The sequence below is a fragment of the Pseudomonas linyingensis genome (assembly GCF_900109175.1).
Taxonomy (GTDB): Bacteria; Pseudomonadota; Gammaproteobacteria; order Pseudomonadales; family Pseudomonadaceae; genus Geopseudomonas; species Geopseudomonas linyingensis.
Genome location: NZ_FNZE01000024.1, coordinates 1 through 19,004, shown reverse-complemented (window position 1 = coordinate 19,004; position 19,004 = coordinate 1). Strand labels below are relative to the sequence as shown.

Sequence of the window (19,004 nt, the reverse complement as noted above, 5' to 3'; positions counted from 1 at the left end):
AAGATGAACAACGCCGTGGGGCCGCAGGTTCGCAGCGCGAAGCCGAAGCCCAGCAAGTTGCTGCCGATCCTCGGCGGGGTGTCCCTGGTCGGCGGCCTCCAGGCCGCGACACAGTTCTTCGCCTACACGTTCCAGTATCACGCGAGCCTCGGGGCCAACCTCGGGCACGTGTACGCGCCCTGGTCGATCCTGAACTGGTCGGCGAAGTGGTACAGCCAGTACCCCGACGAGATCATGCGGGCCGGCAGCATCGGCATGGTGACTGCCACCGTGGGCCTGCTGGGTGTGGCCGTGGCGAAAGTCGTCACGTCCAACAGCTCGAAGGCGAACGAATACCTGCACGGTTCGGCCCGCTGGGCCGAAAAGAAGGACATTCAGGCGGCCGGCCTGCTGCCGCGCGAGCGGAACGTCCTGGAGATCGTGACCGGCAAGGACGCACCCACCGCCACCGGCGTCTATGTCGGCGGCTGGCAGGACAAGGACGGCAATTTCTACTACCTGCGGCACAGCGGCCCCGAGCACGTGCTGACCTACGCGCCGACGCGAAGCGGCAAGGGCGTCGGCCTGGTGGTGCCGACGCTGCTTTCGTGGGGCGCAAGCAGCGTCATCACCGACTTGAAGGGCGAGTTGTGGGCGCTGACCGCCGGCTGGCGGCAGAAGCACGCGAAGAACAAGGTGCTGCGCTTCGAGCCGGCCAGCAGCTCGGGCGGCGTGTGCTGGAACCCGCTGGACGAAATCCGCGTCGGCACCGAGGCCGAAGTCGGCGACGTGCAGAACCTAGCAACTTTGATAGTTGACCCGGACGGCAAGGGCCTGGATTCCCACTGGCAAAAGACCGCCTTCGCGCTCCTGGTCGGCGTCATCCTGCACGCGCTCTACAAGGCCAGGAACGACGGCGGCACGGCCACGCTGCCATCGGTCGATGCCATGCTGGCCGACCCGAACCGGGACATTGGCGAGCTATGGATGGAAATGACCACCTACGGGCACGTGGACGGTCAGAACCACCACGCCATCGGATCGGCCGCCCGCGACATGATGGATCGGCCAGAGGAAGAAGCCGGATCGGTGCTGTCCACGGCCAAATCCTATTTGGCCCTGTACCGCGATCCAGTGGTGGCGCGCAGCGTGAGCCGGTCGGACTTCCGCATCAAAGACCTGATGCACTCCGACGACCCGGTGAGCCTGTACATCGTCACGCAGCCCAACGACAAGGCCCGCCTGCGGCCGCTGGTGCGCGTCATGGTGAACATGATCGTGCGCCTGCTGGCCGACAAGATGGACTTCGAGAACGGCCGGCCGGTGGCCCACTACAAGCACCGGCTGCTGATGATGCTGGACGAGTTCCCGAGCCTCGGGAAGCTCGAAATCATGCAAGAGTCGCTGGCCTTCGTCGCCGGCTACGGCATCAAGTGCTACCTGATTTGCCAGGACATTAACCAGCTCCGAAGCCGCGAGACGGGCTACGGCCACGACGAAAGCATCACGTCGAACTGCCACGTGCAGAACGCCTACCCGCCCAACCGCGTCGAGACAGCCGAACACCTGTCCCGACTGACCGGGCAGACCACCGTGGTGAAGGAGCAGATCACGACCAGCGGCCGCCGCACGGCGGCGATGCTGGGCCAGGTGTCGCGCACCTACCAGGAAGTGCAGCGCCCCTTGCTGACGCCCGATGAATGCCTGCGGATGCCGGGGCCGAAGAAGAACGACAAGGGCGAGATCGAGGAAGCCGGCGACATGGTGATCTACGTCGCGGGCTACCCCGCCATCTACGGCAAGCAGCCGCTGTACTTCAAAGACCCGGTGTTTCAGGCGCGGGCCTCGATCCCCGCGCCGAAGGCCACCGACCGGCTGCGCCAGGTTGTCGAGGCAGGGGAGGGCATCACGATATGAGCCGCATCCTGAAACGCATCACGAAAGGCGTAGCCGTCGCCGGCCTGGCCGCCCTGGTGCTGGCCGCCGGCAGCTATGCCGCCGGTGCCCGCATCAACACCACCAAGAGCATTCCGGTCGGCCTGTACTGGACGAGCAGCGCGCCGGTGGAGCGGGGCGCTTACGTGCTTTGGTGCCCGCCGAAGGTCGGCGTGTTCGATGACGCCAAGGAAAGGGGCTACATCGGGGCCGGGTTCTGCCCAGGCGACTACGGCTACATGATGAAGCGCGTTTTAGCCGCTAAAGACGATGCCGTATCGGTGGCCGATGACGGCGTGCGCGTCAATGGCGAGCTGCTGCCACATAGCAAGCCCATCCAGGCCGACAAGTCCGGTCGGCCCTTGCCGCGCTTCCAGGCCAGCACCTACACGCTGGGCAATGCCGAGCTGCTGCTTATGTCGGACGTGAGCGACACGTCTTTCGACGGCCGCTACTTCGGCCCGATCAATCGTTCTCAAGTTCAGACCGTGATCCGTCCGGTCATCACCTGGTAGGGGAGGAAACCACCATGCGACTGTTCATCGCGGAAAAACCATCCGTCGCAAAAGCCATCGCCGGCGAGCTGGGCATCACCGGCAAGGGCGACGGCTTCATCGAGTGCGGCGGCGACAAAGTGACCTGGTGCTTTGGGCACATGCTGGAGCAGGCCGACCCGGACGAGTACACGCCCGATGACGTGCCGACCGGCAAATCAGGCAAGAAGCTATGGCGCGTCGATGAGCTGCCCATCATCCCGCAGACGTGGGTTCTTCACCCGAAGGACGATGCCAAGAAGCAGCTCGCCGTGATCGGCAAGCTGCTGAAAGAAGCCAAGGAGATCGTCAACGCCGGCGACCCCGACCGTGAAGGCCAGTTGCTGGTCGATGAAGTGCTGGAGCACTTCAAGAGCAGCAAGCCGGCGCGCCGCTTTTGGGTGTCTGCCCAGGATTCGGTTTCCGTCAAGCGCGGCCTGGCCGCCTTGAAGGAAAACACCACGTACAAGGGCTGGGCCGATGCCGCACGCGGGCGGCAGCGGGCCGACTGGCTGATCGGCATGAACCTAAGTCGCGCCTACACCCTGCGGGCGCAGCGCGGCGGTTCGCGCGCCCTGCTGACCGTGGGCCGCGTGCAGACCCCGACGCTCGCGCTTGTTGTCGGCCGCGACCGCGAGATCGAGGCGTTCAAGCCGGTGCCGTACCACACCATCAAGGCCGTGGTCGAGCACGCCGGCGGCAGCTTCGCCGCCGCCTGGAAAGCGAAGGAAGATCAAGCCGGCCTGGACAGCGAAGGCCGCCTTGTTGATACCGCCGTCGCGGATGCCCTGGTGGCCGCCGTCAAGGGCCAGCCGGGCACCATCGCCACCTACAAGCAGGAAGCCAAGAAGAAGAACCAGCCGCTGGCCTTCGCGCTGTCCGACATTACCGCGCTGGCGTCCGCGCGCTACGGGTACAGCGCCGAGGACGTGCTGAACACCTGCCAGGCGCTCTACGAGACGCACAAGCTGACCAGCTACCCGCGCACCGACTGCGCCTACCTGCCGGAGTCGCAGCACGCCGACGCGCCGCGCGTCCTGGAGGCCGTCAAGCACGTGAACCCCGAGCTGGCCGGCCTGGTCGATGCTGCCGACCCGCGCATCAAGTCCAAGACGTGGGACGACTCGAAGATCACCGCCCACCACGGCATCGTGCCGACCATGCAGAAAGGCAGCAAGGCCGGCTTGAGCGAGCGCGAGCGCAACATCTACGAGCTGATCGTCCGCGCCTACCTGGCGCAGTTCTACCCGCTGCACGAGTACATGCAAACCACGGTCGGCGTGGAGATCGCCGGCGAGAACTTCGCCGCGTCCGGCAAGGTGGTCACGCGCAACGGCTGGCGTGACGTGTTCGAGCAGGCCGACGAAGAGGACGCCAAGGAAGGCGACGACGAGAACGGCGCGCAGACCCTGCCACCGATGAAGCAAGGCGACGGTGTGACCTGCACCGAGGCCACCCGACGCGATGCGAAAACCAAGCCGCCGGCGCGCTTCACCGAGGGCACGCTGATTCGCGCGATGGAGAACATCCACAAGTTCGTGAGCGACCCGGAGCACAAGAAGATGCTGCGCGAAGGCGATGGCATCGGCACGTCCGCCACGCGCGCATCCATCATTTCCGAGCTGAAACGCCGCGAGTTCCTGGAAACCAAGGGCAAGCAGATCGTCAGCACGACGCTGGGCCGCAGCGTCATCGACGCGCTGCCCGAGGTGGTGCGAAGCCCGGTGCTGACCGCCCTTTACGAACGCATGTTGAAGGGCGTCGAGCTGGGCACGGCGGCCCTGGACGCCTTCATTACGAAGCAAGAGGCGTTCATCCGCGACCAGGTGGCGAAGGCCAACAGCGGAGCCGTGAGCATCGCCGGCGGCAAGGAAGCCACGCCGGTTTCGTCCCTGCACAAGTGCATGGCTTGCGGCAATGGCTTGTCGCGCAGGCCGGCCAAGCGCAAGGGGCAATTCTGGTGGGGATGCAGCAACTTCCCCACGTGCAAGCAGACCTATCCCGACCTGAAAGGCCGGCCCGACTACAGCAAGGGCCGCAATGGCCCAGCCGAGTAACCACCAAGACGAAGGAGCATGACCATGAACCAGCAAAACACCACCCAGGCCGATGACGTGCTGCCCGAGCTGCCCGCCATTGACGACAACGCGGCCGCCGCCGGCGCGCTGCGCGAGAAGCTGGCCGACGCGGCGACGCCCGGCTACCAGGCCGAGTTCGACCCCGAGGAAGCCGAGCGCGCCGGCGCGTTCGTGGAGGACGCATTGAGCGAGCAGGACGCCGCAGAGAGCGGCGACGACCTGGCGGCCCTGGCCTCGCAGGGCGACGACCAGGCCCCGGCCTTCATCACCGAAGGCGGCCCGAGCGACGACCTTCCGCCCTTCGTCAATACGACCAACATCCGCGAGCTGTACGACTGGAAGCCGGGCGAATCGCTGGACGAGGCCATCGCGCGCAAGAAGGCGCAGGAGGGCTAACCCATGCCGATCAACCAGGCCGAGGCGCAAGCCGTCACCCTGGCGTTCGTCCGAGACTATCCCGGCGCGCTGGAGCTGGCCTATCGGTTCCGCGACAACACCGGCGAGCTGTACGGCCACCGGGCAGCAGAAGTCCCGGCAGACCTCAAGGGCGGCTATGTCCCGAAGGAGACGATCCACAACGGCCGGGCCTACCGTGGCCGCGTGGACGTGCCCCTGGCGAACATGGACGACGCCGCCGACCTGGTGCTGACGCTGCGGCATGAAGTGCTGGGCCACTACGGGGCCAACACCTTCAAGCCGGCCGAGAAACGCGCCCTGCTGGACGGCCTGATCGCCGCCCGCGAGGAACCGAGCCTGAAACCACGCTGGGAGGACATCAACCGCCGCTATGCCGGCGCTTCGATGGACGTGCGCGCGGAAGAGGTTTGGGCGCTGCATTGCGAAAGCATCGCGCCCGGCCAGCACGCGGGCCAGGCCCAGGTGCTGGAGCGCGGCCAGCAGTCATTCATGGAAACCTGCATCGCCCGCGTGCGGCCCATGCAAGTCGCCGACCTGCACAACATCGTGTGCATGGTCGCGGATGGCCTTCACGACCGTTCCAGGACGCAGCAGACCTTTCCGCAGATCAACGAACTATTCCGAAGGGATGAAGCAATGGAACCCAAGAAGCCATTTCATGAAGTCGTTGCCGAAAAACTGATCGAGCAGCTCAAGGCAGGCACCGCGCCGTGGCAACGGCCGTGGGAGCCTGGCGAGCCGAACGCCTACCTGCCGATGAACCCGACCACCGGCAAGCGGTACAAGGGCATCAACGCCATTCACTTGATGGCCCAGGGCCGCAGCGATGGCCGTTGGATGACCTACAAGCAGGCCGCCGCCGTGGGCGCGCAGGTTCGCAAGGGCGAGAAGGGAACGCCTGTCCAATACTGGAAGTTCAGCGAGGAACAGAACAAGGTCGATGAGAGCGGCCGGCCCGTTCTCAACGCGAAGGGCGAGCCGGTCAAGGAAACCGTGCAGCTCGAACGCCCGCGCGTGTTCTTCGCCACGGTGTTCAACGCCGAGCAGATCGACGGCCTGCCGCCGATCCAGAAGAAGGAACAGACCTGGAGCGCCGTCGAGCGCGCCGAGCACATCCTGAAAGCGTCCGGTGCGTCGATCACGCACGCGCCTGGTGATCGCGCGTTCTACCGGCCCGCGACCGACAGCATCCACCTTCCCGACCGGGGCCAGTTCCCCACCGCCGACAACTACTACGCGACCGCCCTGCATGAGCTGGGCCACTGGACGGGCCACCCGTCCCGCCTTGACCGCGACCTGGCCCATCCCTTCGGTTCCGAGGGGTACGCCAAGGAAGAGCTGCGCGCCGAGATCGCTTCCATGATCGTCGGCGACGAGCTGGGCATCGGCCACGATCCGGGCCAGCACGCCGCCTATGTCGGTTCCTGGATCAAGGCCCTGCAAGACGAGCCGCTGGAAGTGTTCCGCGCCGCTGCCGACGCCGAGAAGATTCACGACTACGTGCTGGCCTTCGAGCAGAAGCAGGTTCAGGAACAAGAGCAGGCCCAGGTGCAGCAGCCCGAGCAGCACTACTCCGATTTGACGCTCCAGGCCCTGGTCGAAAAACACGGCTGGGAGGTTGCCTACAGCGGCTTGCAAGAGCCTGGCCGTGTGGATTCCGTCCATCGCACCTTTGAAGGTGTCGGGCCGCTGGGCACCATGACCACCCCGAACGGCGAGCGGCGCTTGTCGGCCGGCTACCACGACGACGCCGAGCGCCGGCGCTACGTCACGTTGAAGCTGGGCGACCAGGTGATCGGCGATGCCGATGGCCGCGACCAGAAGCCGGAAGAGATCGCCCGCCAGATCAACGCCAAGGCCGAGCAGTACGCCGACGAGCGGCGCGTCAAGAACGGCCTGGAGCCGATCTACAGCATCGCCTCGCAGCAGGCCGAGGCCCAGCAGCTCAATGATGAGCTGCGCGAGCACGGCCAGGAGATCGTTTCTCACCTGGACGCGCAATCGCGGTGGGCGGATGGCGAGCGCATCTTTGCCTTCCACGAACAAGACGAACAACCGCACCAGGTCAGAAGCCTGGCCGAGCTGGAGAGCTACGCGCCCGATCAACTGCTGGCCCTGCCGGCGCTGGCCCAGGAGCAAGAGGCAAAGCCCTTGTCCGTGGCCGAACGCACGGCCGAGCAGCACGAGGCCATGAAGGCTGCCGACGATGCTTTCCAGCGCGAGCTGGTGCGCGCCTATGGCGAGAACAACGCCGGCGATGCCCGCTACAAGACCCAGCACGACGATGAGGCCGTGCAGAAGGCCGGCGATGCCTTCGTGGCCGCGTCGAACGCCTGGCGTGAGGCCGTGCGCGATGCCCGTCAAACCGTTGCGAGTCAGGAGGCCACGATGCAAGTACCCCAGCAGACCGACCAGGCCGAAGCCTGGATGTTGAAGCACGTCGAGCTGGGCACGGTGGGCCGTGCGCTCGAAGGCGCGACCCTGGAGCAGATCGACCGCGCCCTGGACGTGCTGGATCGCATGCAGCCGATGAACACGCAAAACGAGTTCTGGACGCGGCACGAGCTGCCCTACGACCTGGAGCCGCTGGAAGCGAAGATCAACGACGCAATAGATCACCTGGTCGAAGAGCGCCGGCCGGATGCCGTAGTCGCTGCAACGCGGCTTGACCTGGCAACCGGCAACACCAATTCACGCGAGCGCGACCGCCAAGCCTTCCACCTGGCGGCCGACGATGCGCTGGGCTTCCCCCTGCCCCACGACTGGACGGGTGAAGTGCGGGTTGTCGGCGTGGTCGAGCGTGACGGCGAGACGCGGGCCGCCGACCTGGCCACGGAGACGCCGGAGGCGTACCACCTGTACGCCCGGAAGGGCGAAGCGCAGTTCGGCGAGGATGCCTTTGCCTACCTCACCGCCACCCGCACGCTGGGCGAGGCCGACGAGCTGGCCGACCGCCTGGCGCTGATCGACGCCAATTCGCAGACGGACGAGTACGAGAAGGCGACCCGGCTTGCCCGCGTGCAAGAGGATCGCGTCCGCCGCGACCCGAACAGCACCGACGAGGACATTTCAGCGGCTAAAGAAGCCCGGAAGGCGCTGGAGGCCAAAGCGTTCGTCGCGGCCGAGGAAGCCAAGAACTCCCAGCGGGTCGATGACGAGCGCGGCGACTCCGTGGAGCACCAGGCACCGCAGGAACAGCGCGTGGCTGCGGCCGACCAGCAGCCGGCCCAGGCCAGCCAGGCAACCGAACGGCAGTACATCAGCGTGCCGTTCAAAGAGAAGGACGAGGCCAAGCAGCTCGGAGCGCGCTGGGATCGCAAGGAACAGTCCTGGTACGTGCCGGCGGGAGTGGATGCGGCCCCCTTCGCCAAATGGTCGCAGGGAGCCGCTACGCCGGCCGTAGAGGCCAAGCCGACCCAGCAGGCACCCGAGGCCCAGGACGGCGGCCAGAAGGCCGCACAGGCCGTCCAGCAGGCCCGGCAGTACCTTGCCGTGCCCTACGAGCAGCGCAACGCCGCCAAGGCCGCCGGCGCGCTTTGGGACAAGGCCGCGAAGTCCTGGTATGCCGGCCCTCGCGCCGACATGGCGAAGCTGGAACAGTGGAAGCCCGAGAACGTGCAGGCCCAGCAGGGGCCAGCGATGACGCCAAGGGAAGAGTTCGCCGAGGCCATGCGCAGCGCCGGCCTGTTCACCGGCAGCAACGCCCAGGGCGATCACCCGATCATGGACGGCAAGCGGCATCGCGTGCCGGTCGAGGGCGGCAAGAAGGGCACGCTCGATGGCTTCTATGTCGGCCACCTGGACGGCCACCCGGCCGGCCGGATCATCAACAACAAGACCGGCACGGACATTACCTGGAAGAGCAAGGGCTACGCCTTGAGCGACCAGGAGAAGGCCAAGCTCCAGGCCGAGGCGGCCGAGAAGCTGGCCCAGCGTGCCGCCGAGCAAGACAAGCTCCAGGAAGCCACCGCGCAGCGCGTCGGCCGCCAGATGCCCGACCTGGTGCCGGTCGAGCAGCCGACGCCCTACCTGCAAGCCAAGGGCATCGAGGCCCACGCCGGCGTGTTCACCGACCGCGAGGGCCAGAAAACCTACATCCCCGCCTTCGACGTGGACGGCAAGCAGTGGACGATGCAGTACATCCAGGAGGACGGCACCAAGCGGTTCGCCAAGGACAGCAAGAAGGAAGGATGCTTCCACCCGGTCGGCGGCATGGATGCGCTGGCCGCAGCGCCGGCGCTGGTGATCGCCGAGGGCTATGCCACGGCCGCGAGCCTGGCCGAAGGGCTGGGGCATGCCACCGTGGCCGCGTTCGACTCGGGCAACCTGCCGCACGTGGCCCGCGCCCTGCGCGAGAAGTTCCCCGACAAGCCCATCGTGATCGCCGGCGACGACGACAAGGCCCAGGAGATCGAGCGCGGCCACAACCCCGGCCGCGCCAAGGCCGAGGAAGCCGCGAAGGCCGTAGGCGGCAAGGCCATCTTCCCGATCTTCGCGCCGGGCGAGCAGCAGGCGAACCCCAAGGGCTTCACCGACTTCAACGACCTGGCGAACAAGAGCGAGCTGGGCCGCGACGGCCTCAAGCGCCAGGTCGGCGCAGCCGTGGGCCAGGTGCTGATCGAGGAAGGCCGCCGACAGCAGCAGGAGCAGCGCCAGGAGCGTGCGGAGAAGCAACAGCAGCAGCCGGAACGCCCGCGCCGCGCGGCACGCATCGGCTAAAGTCCCGGAGGGCTGCAACCACACGCGCGGTTTCCTCCCTCCCTGGCCGCCGGCAGTCATCGCCGCCTCGCACCCCGAGGCGGCTTTTTTTTGCTCGAGCATCGCCGCATCCGACGATGCCACCAGGCCCGCGCACGTCGAGCTGCAGCATCGCCATTTCCGGCGATGCACGCCGGCGCGGTCGACCATCGCCAGTTCCGACGATGGCGGCCGCCCTGCCCGCCTGGATCTCGCATCGCCATTTCGGGGTCTCCTCGTTTTCAGTGCAATAAGTGACGGTACGCAAAGCTAGCACTGGCGCGGGGGTGGTCTGGGTAGACCGTTGATTTCATTGACTTTCCTGTTCGCTTTGTAAACGGGTATGGTGGCCTCCCACTTTTGAGGTTCACGATGCAGGGTTGGCACACAACGTTTTTGGGGATGCGTGGGCTCCCCCGCGATATCAGCGACTTCGAGATGAAGGCATTTTTCACCTTCGATGGTGCCGAGCGCGACGCAATCAATGCACGCCGAGGTGATTCCCACAAGCTTGGTCTGGCGCTCCATATTGGTTTCCTGCGCATGAGTGGGCGTTTGCTCGGTGCCTTTCGGGTAATTCCAGTAGCCTTGTGGCGCCACCTTGGCAACGAGCTTGGCATTGCAGCACCAGAAGTCGCCTCGCTGAGAGCCATGTATGAACGCGGGCGCACGCTATTCGATCACCAACAAGTAGCCTGCACGGTCCTTGGATTCCAGTGGATGAGCGAGCACCAGCGCCGCTCACTGGTACGTGAACTGCGCGACGAAGTGGCGCGCTGCGCCGACCGCGATCAGCTACTCGTGCGGGCGCGTCAATGGCTGTACAAGAACAAGCTGGTGATCGTGCACGAGCGGGCAATTCGGACACTGATTGCGGCGGCACTTGCCCAGCTTGAAGTTGAAACAGGCACCGCCATCGCCGCCAGCGTTGATCCAGCAACACTTGATCGCTGGCGAGCCTCAGTTTCAGAGCTGCGCCCAGATGGACAAACCCAGCAGAGTTGGCTATGGGCTGCACCGGCGAAACACTCAACCCGCCAAATCAGCGAGGTACTGGAGCGCATCGACCTGCTTTACACGCTGGACGTTCATAAGCACCTGGCAGACATCCCCGATCTCATCTTGCGCCGCTACGCGCGCCGACTTGTCTCCAGGCCGCCCTCAGCCGGAGCCAAGATCAAAGAGCCAGCGCGCACCGTGGAGGTCGCATGCTTTCTTCGGTATTGCCTGTTCACCACCACAGACCAGTTGATCCTTATGGTGCAGCGCCGGATCGCCGATCTGTGGCGTCAGGCTGCCGCCGATGTCCCCGCTACCGTCAATTGGGCCGCAATGTACAAAACGCTGCTCGGCGAACTTGTTGCCTTGAGCGCGCAAGGTGCGGTGCCAGATGCTGAGTTGCGTGCCCGTCTTGAAGCCTTGATCACCGAAACCCAGAAACGCAAACCACCGAGCAGGGCCTCCCTGGTCCGCGAGGGATTGATTGATGGAATTCGCCCCGTGCGGTCGTTGCTCGTCGCCATTGCAAAGCTGCCCTGGCAGGCCACCGGCGAGCATCCTGCCATCGAGTACCTTGCCAAGCTGCAAGCTTTATATCTCAAAGGATCCAGAAAGCTGCCAGTTGAAGTGGTGGCACCAAGTCTGGGAATGATCTGGCAGGTTTCGATCTCCAGCCCAGACCGGGAACGGGCGTTTCAGGCGTTGGAGGTGGCCACCCTGTTTGCCCTGCGCCGCGCGGTGCGCAATGGCTCGGTCTGGATTGAGCACAGCCTGAGCTTTCGGGGTCGTGCGCGCTTGTTCTTCACGGACGAGCGTTGGCAGGCAGAGTCCAAGAAACACTATGCCCGTCTATCGTTACCCAGCAAGGCTGCCACTTTCTTGAAGCCTTTGCTGGCCAGAGTAACTGCCGGTGTCGATGCGGTGGCCGCTGCAGCCCGCAGTGGCGTACTGCGCGTGGATGATGAACTCCATTTGTCGCCATTGCCCGCAGAGGACGAAGACCCAGAAGTGACCAAGCTGCGCGCGGCTTTGGATCACCGCATCGGTGAGGTTCAATTGCCGGAAGTGATTCTGGCCGTTGACGCCCAGGTGCGCTTTAGCTGGATCATGCTCGGACGTGAGCCGCGCTCTACCGACGAGCTGCTGATGGTCTATGCCGGCATCATGGCCCACGGCACCAGTCTGACTGCGGTCGAATGCGCGCGCATGATTCCGCAATTGTCTGCCACCAGCATTCGCCAGGCCATGCGCTGGGCGCGGGACGAACGGCGTCTGAGCCAGGCCTGCCAGGCTGTGCTGGAATTCATGCAGCGACACCCGATTGCCGCCACCTGGGGGCGGTCCGATTTGGCATCTTCTGACATGATGACCATGGAGACCACCAAACGGGTGTGGCAAGCCCGGCTTGATCCTCGGCGCAACACACCTTCCATTGGAATCTACTCCCATGTAAAAGACCGGTGGGGCATCTTCCATGCGCAGCCCTTTGTGCTCAATGAGCGCCAGGCGGGCGTGGCCATTGAAGGTGTCATCCGCCAAGAAAAGCTGGAGACCAGCCAGCTTGCTGTGGATACCCATGGCTACACCGACTTTGCCATGTCACATGCCCGTTTGCTTGGTTTTGATCTTTGCCCGCGGTTGAAGGAACTCAAACAGCGCCACCTCTTTGTGCCACGCGGCACCAAAGTGCCCGCAGAAATCGCTGCGGTGTGCGAAGCCAATGTCGACGTCGCTTTGATCGAAAAGCATTGGGATAGTCTGGTGCACCTGGCAGCCTCGGTCATGAGCGGACATGCCAGTGCGGTGGCAGCTCTTGCGCGGTTCGGTTCTGCCGCCCAGGGCGATCCAATCTATGAGGCTGGCGTGCAATTGGGGCGGTTGCTGCGTACGGCGTTTTTGGCTGACTACTTTGTCAAGGACGCTTTCAGGAACGAGTTGCGCCGGGTGCTCAATCGGGGCGAGGCTGTTAACGCCCTCAAGCGCGCCATTTATACCGGCCGGATCAGCCCGGCGCAGGCCAAACGTGTCGATGAAATGCAGGCTGTGGCCGATGCGTTGAGCCTGATGGCCAACATCGTGATGGCGTGGAATACCTCACAGATGCAGGCGGTCCTGGATCGCTGGTCGAACCGCCGCCAGGTCATTCCACCGGAACTGATCGGGAAGATTGCGCCCACCAGGCTGGAGAGCATCAACTTGCGGGGTGTGTTTCGCTTCCCGGTTGACCGCTATGCTGACCAAATCCTGCCTTCGCGGCCAAATGCATCGATAACTGGCACCAATGGATGAAACCGACCACGGTTTGACGCCACGAATCGCAGATTTGAAAGTGAACAGGAAAGTCAATGAAATCAACGATCTACCAACACCACCTCCGCGCCAGTGCTAGCTTTTCGTACCGTCACTTATTGCACTGAAAACGAGGAGACCCCTACCGGCTGCAGTGGAGCACTCCGACAAGGCGCTGATTTTTGACAATTCGGGCACCACGCCCATTCGCGTTGTCACAAAGAACGGCCCGGACGTGGTGTTTGAGCCCAATGCCCCGCAATGGGTGGAGGCGCAGTTTGCGGCCCCATACCGGGCTCGCCAGGCCTCGCTGAAGCAGTTGGATGCGGTCGCCAAAGGCTCGGCCCCCAACATCACGATTTCAGAAGCCGCGGCCCAGCATGGCCGAAGCTATCGTGGCAAGGTTGTTGATCAAACGGCGCACCACGCGCTGCAGGAATCCGAAGATCGCGGATTCGTTATTCACGACAAAGCGCTCGGCCCCAAGCGGGATTTTGACAACGGCAGCTACGCCCAAATCACCTACGCTTACGACAAGGGGAAAATTCCTGCTGAGGAAATTGTTCAACGCATAGAGCGGGAAGCCCGAAGCAAAGCATTCAGGGTATACGGATTTAATGGTTGATGGGGCACCTTCACCCCATCAATCTGATACCACCCTCAGATGGTTGATAGATCGACTCCGTAGTTGAGTTCCTCTGCGAAGTCCGGCAGTCCGTAACCGATGGTTTTCTTGTAGAAAGGAGAGACCTTCGCAGTCAGTGCCTTCTTCTTGTGCTTCGTGGTGTAGAGCATTCGTGCCCGCATCACCTCGAAGGAGTAACCGCGCCCTTCACGGTTCTTGTCCTTGGCCAGTCGGTTGATGGACTCCGTGTAAGCGTTGGTGACGGGCATGTCCGTCTCGAAGTAGGTCATGGTCTCTTCGCGCCAGTTTCCCACTGCCCTGACCAGATCGCTCCAGACTTCCTTTTGGCCCTTCGGGATGGTGGCTATCCACTCGTCCAGGGCGGCTTCTGCCTGGAGCCGTGTGGTGGCGTCCCAGATGCCGTAGAAGCGCTCCTTGTGCTCGTAGGCGGCCAGCAGTTGCGGGAACGCGCCTGTCCAGGTCTCCATGATGAGGCGCTCCCGGTCTGAGACTTCGTGAGCGCGTTTCAGCAGGATTTTCCGGTCTCCCTTGAGAGTCCGGCTCTGGGACGGTTTCAGCTCCTTTCTGAGGCCCTTGCGCACTTTCTCTAGGGATGGTCTGAAGTAGACATGCATTTCTGGCTGACTTCAGCCTCCGCCGATTTTGAAAGCGGCAAACCGATTAAAAACGATCAGATAACCCGCTTATTTCGGTGTTTCTAGCCGCCTAGAACACCTCGCGGCGGCCATTTCCTGCATTACAGGCGCACCTCTCCTGCATTGGTCAGCAAATGTCGGCGTGCCATCCACAGGTTCGACAGCGCGAACAGTGTCACCAGTTGCGCAGTATTCTTGGCCAGGCCACGGAAGCGCGTCTTCACATAACCGAACTGCCGCTTGATCACCCGAAACGGGTGCTCAACCTTGGCCCGTACCTGAGCCTTGGCTTTCTCGATCTTGCGTCTGGCTTTGTACAGCGCGCTGCTCTTGCCCAGCTTTTTGTAAGTGCTGCGCCGTGCTGCCACCTGCCAAATCACTTCGCGGCCATCATGCTCGGCACGCTTCTCGACGCCGGTATAACCCGCATCGGCGCAGACCACGTTTTCCTCGCCATGCAGCAACTTGTCGACCTGGGTGACGTCCGCCACGTTAGCCGCCGTACCTACCACGCTATGTACCAGGCCCGATTCGTCATCGACGCCGATGTGGGCCTTCATGCCAAAGTAATACTGGTTGCCCTTCTTGGTCTGGTGCATCTCTGGGTCGCGCTTGCCGTCTTTGTTCTTGGTCGAACTCGGCGCATTGATCAGCGTGGCATCGACGATGGTGCCTTGGCGCAGCGACAGGCCACGGTCACCCAGGTAGCCATTGATCACGGCCAGGATGCCAGCAGCCAGTTCGTGTTTCTCCAGCAGGCGACGGAAGTTGAGGATGGTGGTTTCGTCGGGGATACGCTCCAGGCTCAGCCCCGCGAACTGCCGCAGGATGGTGGTCTCGTACAGTGCCTCCTCCATCGCTGGATCGCTATAACCGAACCAGTTTTGCATTAGATGAACCCGCAGCATTGCCATCAACGGGTACGCCGGACGGCCACCTTCACCCTTGGGGTAATGCGGCTCGATCAGGGCAATCAACCCCTTCCACGGCACCACCCGATCCATCTCGATCAGGAACAGCTCTTTGCGGGTCTGCTTGCGCTTGCCGGCGTACTCGGCATCGGGAAAGGTCATCTGCTTCATCAGAAAACTCGGTGGGTGGCGTTCGGCTATTTTGTCAAAATCAGAAAGTCTTTTTCAGACTGTCCCTAAAGGTTTCCTCACCCGCAAGTGGAAAAAAGAGCTGGATTATCGCCTGATCAAAGAGCTCTGGGCCTTTACCGATAACCGCATCGCCGTCCGTTACGCGTACGAGTGGCATGATGATTCCGGTAACTGGTTCCGCTCCTATGGCAACGAGAACTGGGAATTTGAAGCTGATGGTCTGATGCACCGTCGCTTCGCTTGCGTAAATGACATGCCGATCAAGGAAAGCGAGCGTAAGTTCCACTGGCCACTGGGCCGCCGTCCGGATGACCACCCAGGCCTGACCGAGCTCGGCCTGTAAGTCATCGTTAACCTGATCCTTTTGACTTAAAGGATCAGGTTTTTTCGTTCAGAAGCGATGCGTAATCCCTATTGCGGTTTGTGATACACATCAGCGCGCCGTCGGCGGTTAGGAAGCCAATACCGGGCTTTGTTTTCCTTCTAGTCTTTCCGCGTCGTCGGGAGGGCAAGGCATCATCGTTGCATTTTCACTCCCCCCTGCGCCATGTTGCGCGTCAGCCCCAGCGGCAACACTCATTCCCCCGATAATCATCAGATGACGAGTACTGGCGGGCACCACTTTGCGCACGCGCAACATGCAGTCGCGCACGGCCTTAATCATCAAGATCGCTGGATACTTCTTTAGCCAGATCAATGAAAACTCGCACCGCCGCGCTCAGAAAGGCGTCTTTGCGCCGAATAAGGACTGCCCGTCGCTGCAAGCGCTCCGGCTCCAGCGTGATGGCCACCAGGTCGTCATGGGCCAACGCAATTCTGGCAGGCAATAAGGTCGAGAGATTCGTCCGGCGAACGATCTCAATCACTGCGCCTAGGGCATTGGCTTCCATCTGAATCTTAGGGCGAATCTCATATTTGCGGCAGTAGCGGTCGATTTGCTCACGAGTGGCGAACTCTGTGCTGAGCAAGACCAACGACTCAGCACTCAGGCCGTGCGAGGTAATGGAGCGTTCCTCGGCCAGGCGGTGTCTGCGGCTCATAACCAAAGCGAGCGTTTCGTTGAGCAAGGGGATGGCTTCGATGTCCGGTGCATGTATTTCATCGAATGCGATCCCTACGTCCAACTCTCCTGCCAACAGAAGCTCCTCGATACGCTCCTGGGAGATCTCTTTCAGGTTGACGGTGATCTTGGGGTGCCTGAAGTGAAATGCCTCGATCAGCGGCCCCACCAGATAGGTCGTGAACGTCGGCGTTACGGCAACACGCAATGAGCCACGGCTGAGGTCGCTGACATCATGTATAGCCCTTTTGGCTTCCTGCAATTCCTGATACGCACGGCGCGCATAGAGAAGATAGACATCCCCCGCGTCAGTCAAACGCGTCGTGCGGCCTGATCGGTCAAACAACTGGGCTCCTAGGCTCTCTTCCAACTGCCTTACTTGCTGAGAAAGGGCCGGCTGAGAGACATGCAGCGCCGCTGCAGCCTTCGTGAAACTGAGATGCTCCGCAACGGCTAGGAAGTACTGGATGTGTCGAGCGAGCATGTCTAAACCCATAAGATAATCTAATCAGACTCATAATAAATGAGACTTTTACTTTATGTCATGCACTGCTTAATCTTTGTCTCACACCCAGCGACATTGAGACAGCAACCATGAAAGCGATCATCGACGGATTTCTGAAGTTTCAAAAAAACGCTTTTCCTGAGCGGGTCAAACTGTTCAAGGACCTTGCCAATCAGCAGGCGCCGAAGGCTCTCTTCATCTCCTGCTCTGATAGCCGGCTGGTGCCTGAGTTGGTCACCCAACGCGAGCCAGGCGATCTGTTTGTAATCCGCAACGCCGGCAATATCGTGCCGTCGTATGGGCCAGAGCCGGGTGGCGTTTCGGCTTCAGTCGAATACGCGGTCGCCGGACTTAACGTTGCAGACATCGTGATCTGCGGCCACTCCGACTGCGGCGCGATGACCGCCATCGCCACCTGCAAATGTCTGGATCACATGCCCGCTGTGGCCGGCTGGTTGCGGTACGCCGACTCGGCCAAGGTAGTTAATGAGGCCCGTCATCACGTGGATAAGCCCAGCAAAGTCGCCTCCATGGTGCGCGAGAACGTGATCGCGCAACTGGCCAACATCCAGACCCACCCATCCGTTCGCCTGGCTCTCGAAGAGGGCCGCGTGACCCTGCATGGCTGGATCTATGACATCGAGACCGGACGTATCGACGCCTTTGATGGCAGTACCGGCACCTTCGTGTCTCTCGCGGAAAACCCAGAAGTCCACGCCGTTTCCCAGCAAGCCAGGCACGTCGCCTGAAACCTGTACCTGCACCTTTACTGAACCGCCCCGGGTATCGCGGAGGCTCCAACTCTTGAGAGAATGGAGCCATGAACAAGTCTAACCAGTTTTCCCCTGAGGTTCGCGAGCGCGCTGTGCGGATGGTGCAAGAGCACCGCGGGGAGTACCCGTCGCTATGGGCGGCGGTGGAATCCATCGCCCCGAAGATCGGCTGCGTGCCTCAGACGTTGCTAGGGTGGGTCAAGCGCGACGAGGTCGACAAGGGCCAGCGCGAAGGCATGACTACCAGCGAGCGGGAGCGCCTCAAGGCGCTGGAGCGTGAGAACAAGGAATTGCGGCGAGCCAACGACATCCTGCGCACGGCCAGCGCTTTTTTTGCCCAGGCGGAGCTCGACCGCAAACTGAAGTCGTAAACGCCTACATCGATCAGCACCGGGACGCCTACGGGGTCGAGCCGATCTGCAAGGCATTGCAGGTTGCCCCGTCTGCGTACCGGCGACACGCCGCTCGACAACGCGATCCTGACCTGCGCAGCGCTCGCGCCAAGCGCGATGAGGCGCTGGAGCCGGAGATCCAGCGGGTTTGGAAAGCCAATTTCGAAGTCTACGGCGCCGACAAGGTCTGGAAGCAGATGAACCGCGAGCAGATACCGGTGGCCCGCTGCACCGTGGAGCGGCTCATGCGCCGCCTGGGGCTGCAGGGCGCGCGCCGTGGCAAGACGGTTCGCACCACGATTCCGGATCGATCAGCGCCGTGCCCGCTGGACCTGGTCAATCGGCAGTTCAAGGCCGATCGCCCCAATCAGCTTTGGGTGTCGGATTTCACCTATGTCTCGACTTGGCAGGGCTGGCTGTATGTCGCCTTCATCGTGGATGTGTTCGCCCGCAGTATCGTCGGCTGGCGCGTCAGCCGGAGCATGGCCACGGACTTCGTGCTTGATGCGCTGGAGCAGGCGCTCTACGCCCGGCAGCCCGCCGGCAAGGAGGGCCTGATCCACCATTCGGACAGAGGCTCCCAGTATGTCTCAATCCGCTACACGGAGCGGCTGGCCGAAGCCGGGATAGAGCCCTCGGTCGGCAGTCGGGGCGACAGCTACGACAACGCTTTGGCCGAGACGATCAACGGTATGTACAAGGCTGAAGTCATCCATCGCCGCGGCCCCTGGAAATCCCGGGAAGCGGTCGAGATGGCTACGCTGGAATGGGTGTCCTGGTTCAACCACCAGAGGCTCATGGAGCCCCTCGGGTATATTCCTCCTGCAGAAGCTGAGGCAAACTACTACAGGCAGATCGCCAGTCAGGAAGCCATTGCCGCCTGACTTAAACCAACGAGCCTCCGCGAAACGCGGGGCGGTTCA

Annotated in this window: 11 protein-coding genes, 2 pseudogenes and 1 other annotated feature; of the genes and pseudogenes, 10 read left to right on the top strand and 3 right to left on the bottom strand. The window is 62.7% G+C overall.

The features are described from left to right. Positions 1-3: 3 nt before the first annotated feature. The 7 genes from BMZ19_RS20520 (at position 4) to BMZ19_RS20485 (ending at position 13,592) form a co-directional block, all read left to right on the top strand. Positions 4-1,896 carry a type IV secretory system conjugative DNA transfer family protein gene (locus BMZ19_RS20520; protein WP_014386464.1) on the top strand — a complete coding sequence of 631 codons (1,893 nt, stop codon included), beginning with the start codon at positions 4-6 and terminating at the stop codon, positions 1,894-1,896. Then, the gene (gene traF / locus BMZ19_RS20515) at positions 1,893-2,429 is read left to right on the top strand and encodes a conjugative transfer signal peptidase TraF (RefSeq protein ID WP_012478236.1); all 537 of its coding nucleotides are present in this window, start codon (positions 1,893-1,895) and stop codon (positions 2,427-2,429) included. The genes BMZ19_RS20520 and traF overlap by 4 nt, the downstream gene beginning before the upstream one ends. A gap of 14 nt (positions 2,430-2,443) precedes the next feature. Next, the gene (locus tag BMZ19_RS20510; RefSeq protein WP_011255183.1) at positions 2,444-4,504 is read left to right on the top strand and encodes a DNA topoisomerase III; all 2,061 of its coding nucleotides are present in this window, start codon (positions 2,444-2,446) and stop codon (positions 4,502-4,504) included. 24 nt (positions 4,505-4,528) lie between these two features. Next, positions 4,529-4,921 carry a hypothetical protein gene (locus BMZ19_RS20505; protein WP_012478235.1) on the top strand — a complete coding sequence of 131 codons (393 nt, stop codon included), beginning with the start codon at positions 4,529-4,531 and terminating at the stop codon, positions 4,919-4,921. A 3-nt stretch (positions 4,922-4,924) separates the two neighbouring features. Beyond that, positions 4,925-9,661 (top strand): zincin-like metallopeptidase domain-containing protein, encoded by a 4,737-nt coding sequence (locus BMZ19_RS22730; protein WP_012478234.1) that lies wholly within the window; start codon positions 4,925-4,927, stop codon positions 9,659-9,661. A 390-nt stretch (positions 9,662-10,051) separates the two neighbouring features. Next, complete coding sequence (locus BMZ19_RS20490) at positions 10,052-12,967, top strand: Tn3-like element IS1071 family transposase (RefSeq protein WP_003158660.1); 2,916 nt, start codon at positions 10,052-10,054, stop codon at positions 12,965-12,967. Positions 12,968-13,121: 154 nt separating this feature from the next. Continuing rightward, the gene (locus BMZ19_RS20485; protein ID WP_090313442.1) at positions 13,122-13,592 is read left to right on the top strand and encodes a KfrB domain-containing protein; all 471 of its coding nucleotides are present in this window, start codon (positions 13,122-13,124) and stop codon (positions 13,590-13,592) included. Between the two features lie 35 nt (positions 13,593-13,627). Here the strand turns inward: BMZ19_RS20485 and BMZ19_RS20475 are convergent. Both BMZ19_RS20475 and BMZ19_RS20470 read right to left on the bottom strand, forming a co-directional pair. After that, positions 13,628-14,206: pseudogene (locus BMZ19_RS20475) on the bottom strand (ISL3-like element ISPpu12 family transposase); the annotation flags it as partial. Between the two features lie 143 nt (positions 14,207-14,349). Continuing rightward, positions 14,350-15,330: an IS5-like element ISPst7 family transposase gene (locus tag BMZ19_RS20470; protein ID WP_090313440.1), complete on the bottom strand. Its 981-nt coding sequence runs from the start codon at positions 15,328-15,330 to the stop codon at positions 14,350-14,352. Positions 15,331-15,397: 67 nt separating this feature from the next. On the opposite strand from BMZ19_RS20470, the pseudogene BMZ19_RS20465 reads away from it, so the two are divergent. Then, a pseudogene (locus tag BMZ19_RS20465) lies at positions 15,398-15,694 on the top strand (DUF1348 family protein); the annotation flags it as partial. Positions 15,695-16,007: 313 nt separating this feature from the next. On the opposite strand, the gene cynR reads toward BMZ19_RS20465, so the two are convergent. After that, complete coding sequence (cynR, locus tag BMZ19_RS20460; protein ID WP_090313450.1) at positions 16,008-16,895, bottom strand: transcriptional regulator CynR; 888 nt, start codon at positions 16,893-16,895, stop codon at positions 16,008-16,010. Between the two features lie 110 nt (positions 16,896-17,005). On the opposite strand from cynR, the gene BMZ19_RS20455 reads away from it, so the two are divergent. Together BMZ19_RS20455 and BMZ19_RS20450 are read left to right on the top strand one after the other, a co-directional pair. After that, positions 17,006-17,665 (top strand): carbonic anhydrase, encoded by a 660-nt coding sequence (locus BMZ19_RS20455; protein ID WP_090313438.1) that lies wholly within the window; start codon positions 17,006-17,008, stop codon positions 17,663-17,665. A 71-nt stretch (positions 17,666-17,736) separates the two neighbouring features. Continuing rightward, positions 17,737-18,965 (top strand): IS3 family transposase gene (locus BMZ19_RS20450; RefSeq protein ID WP_090313436.1). Its coding sequence is split into 2 segments (ribosomal slippage): positions 17,737-18,019 and positions 18,019-18,965, totalling 1,230 coding nucleotides; the frame shifts between segments, so codons are not numbered across the junction. After that, positions 18,015-18,131 (top strand) — a sequence feature (AL1L pseudoknot). Its footprint overlaps the gene before it by 117 nt. Positions 18,966-19,004: the final 39 nt, after the last annotated feature.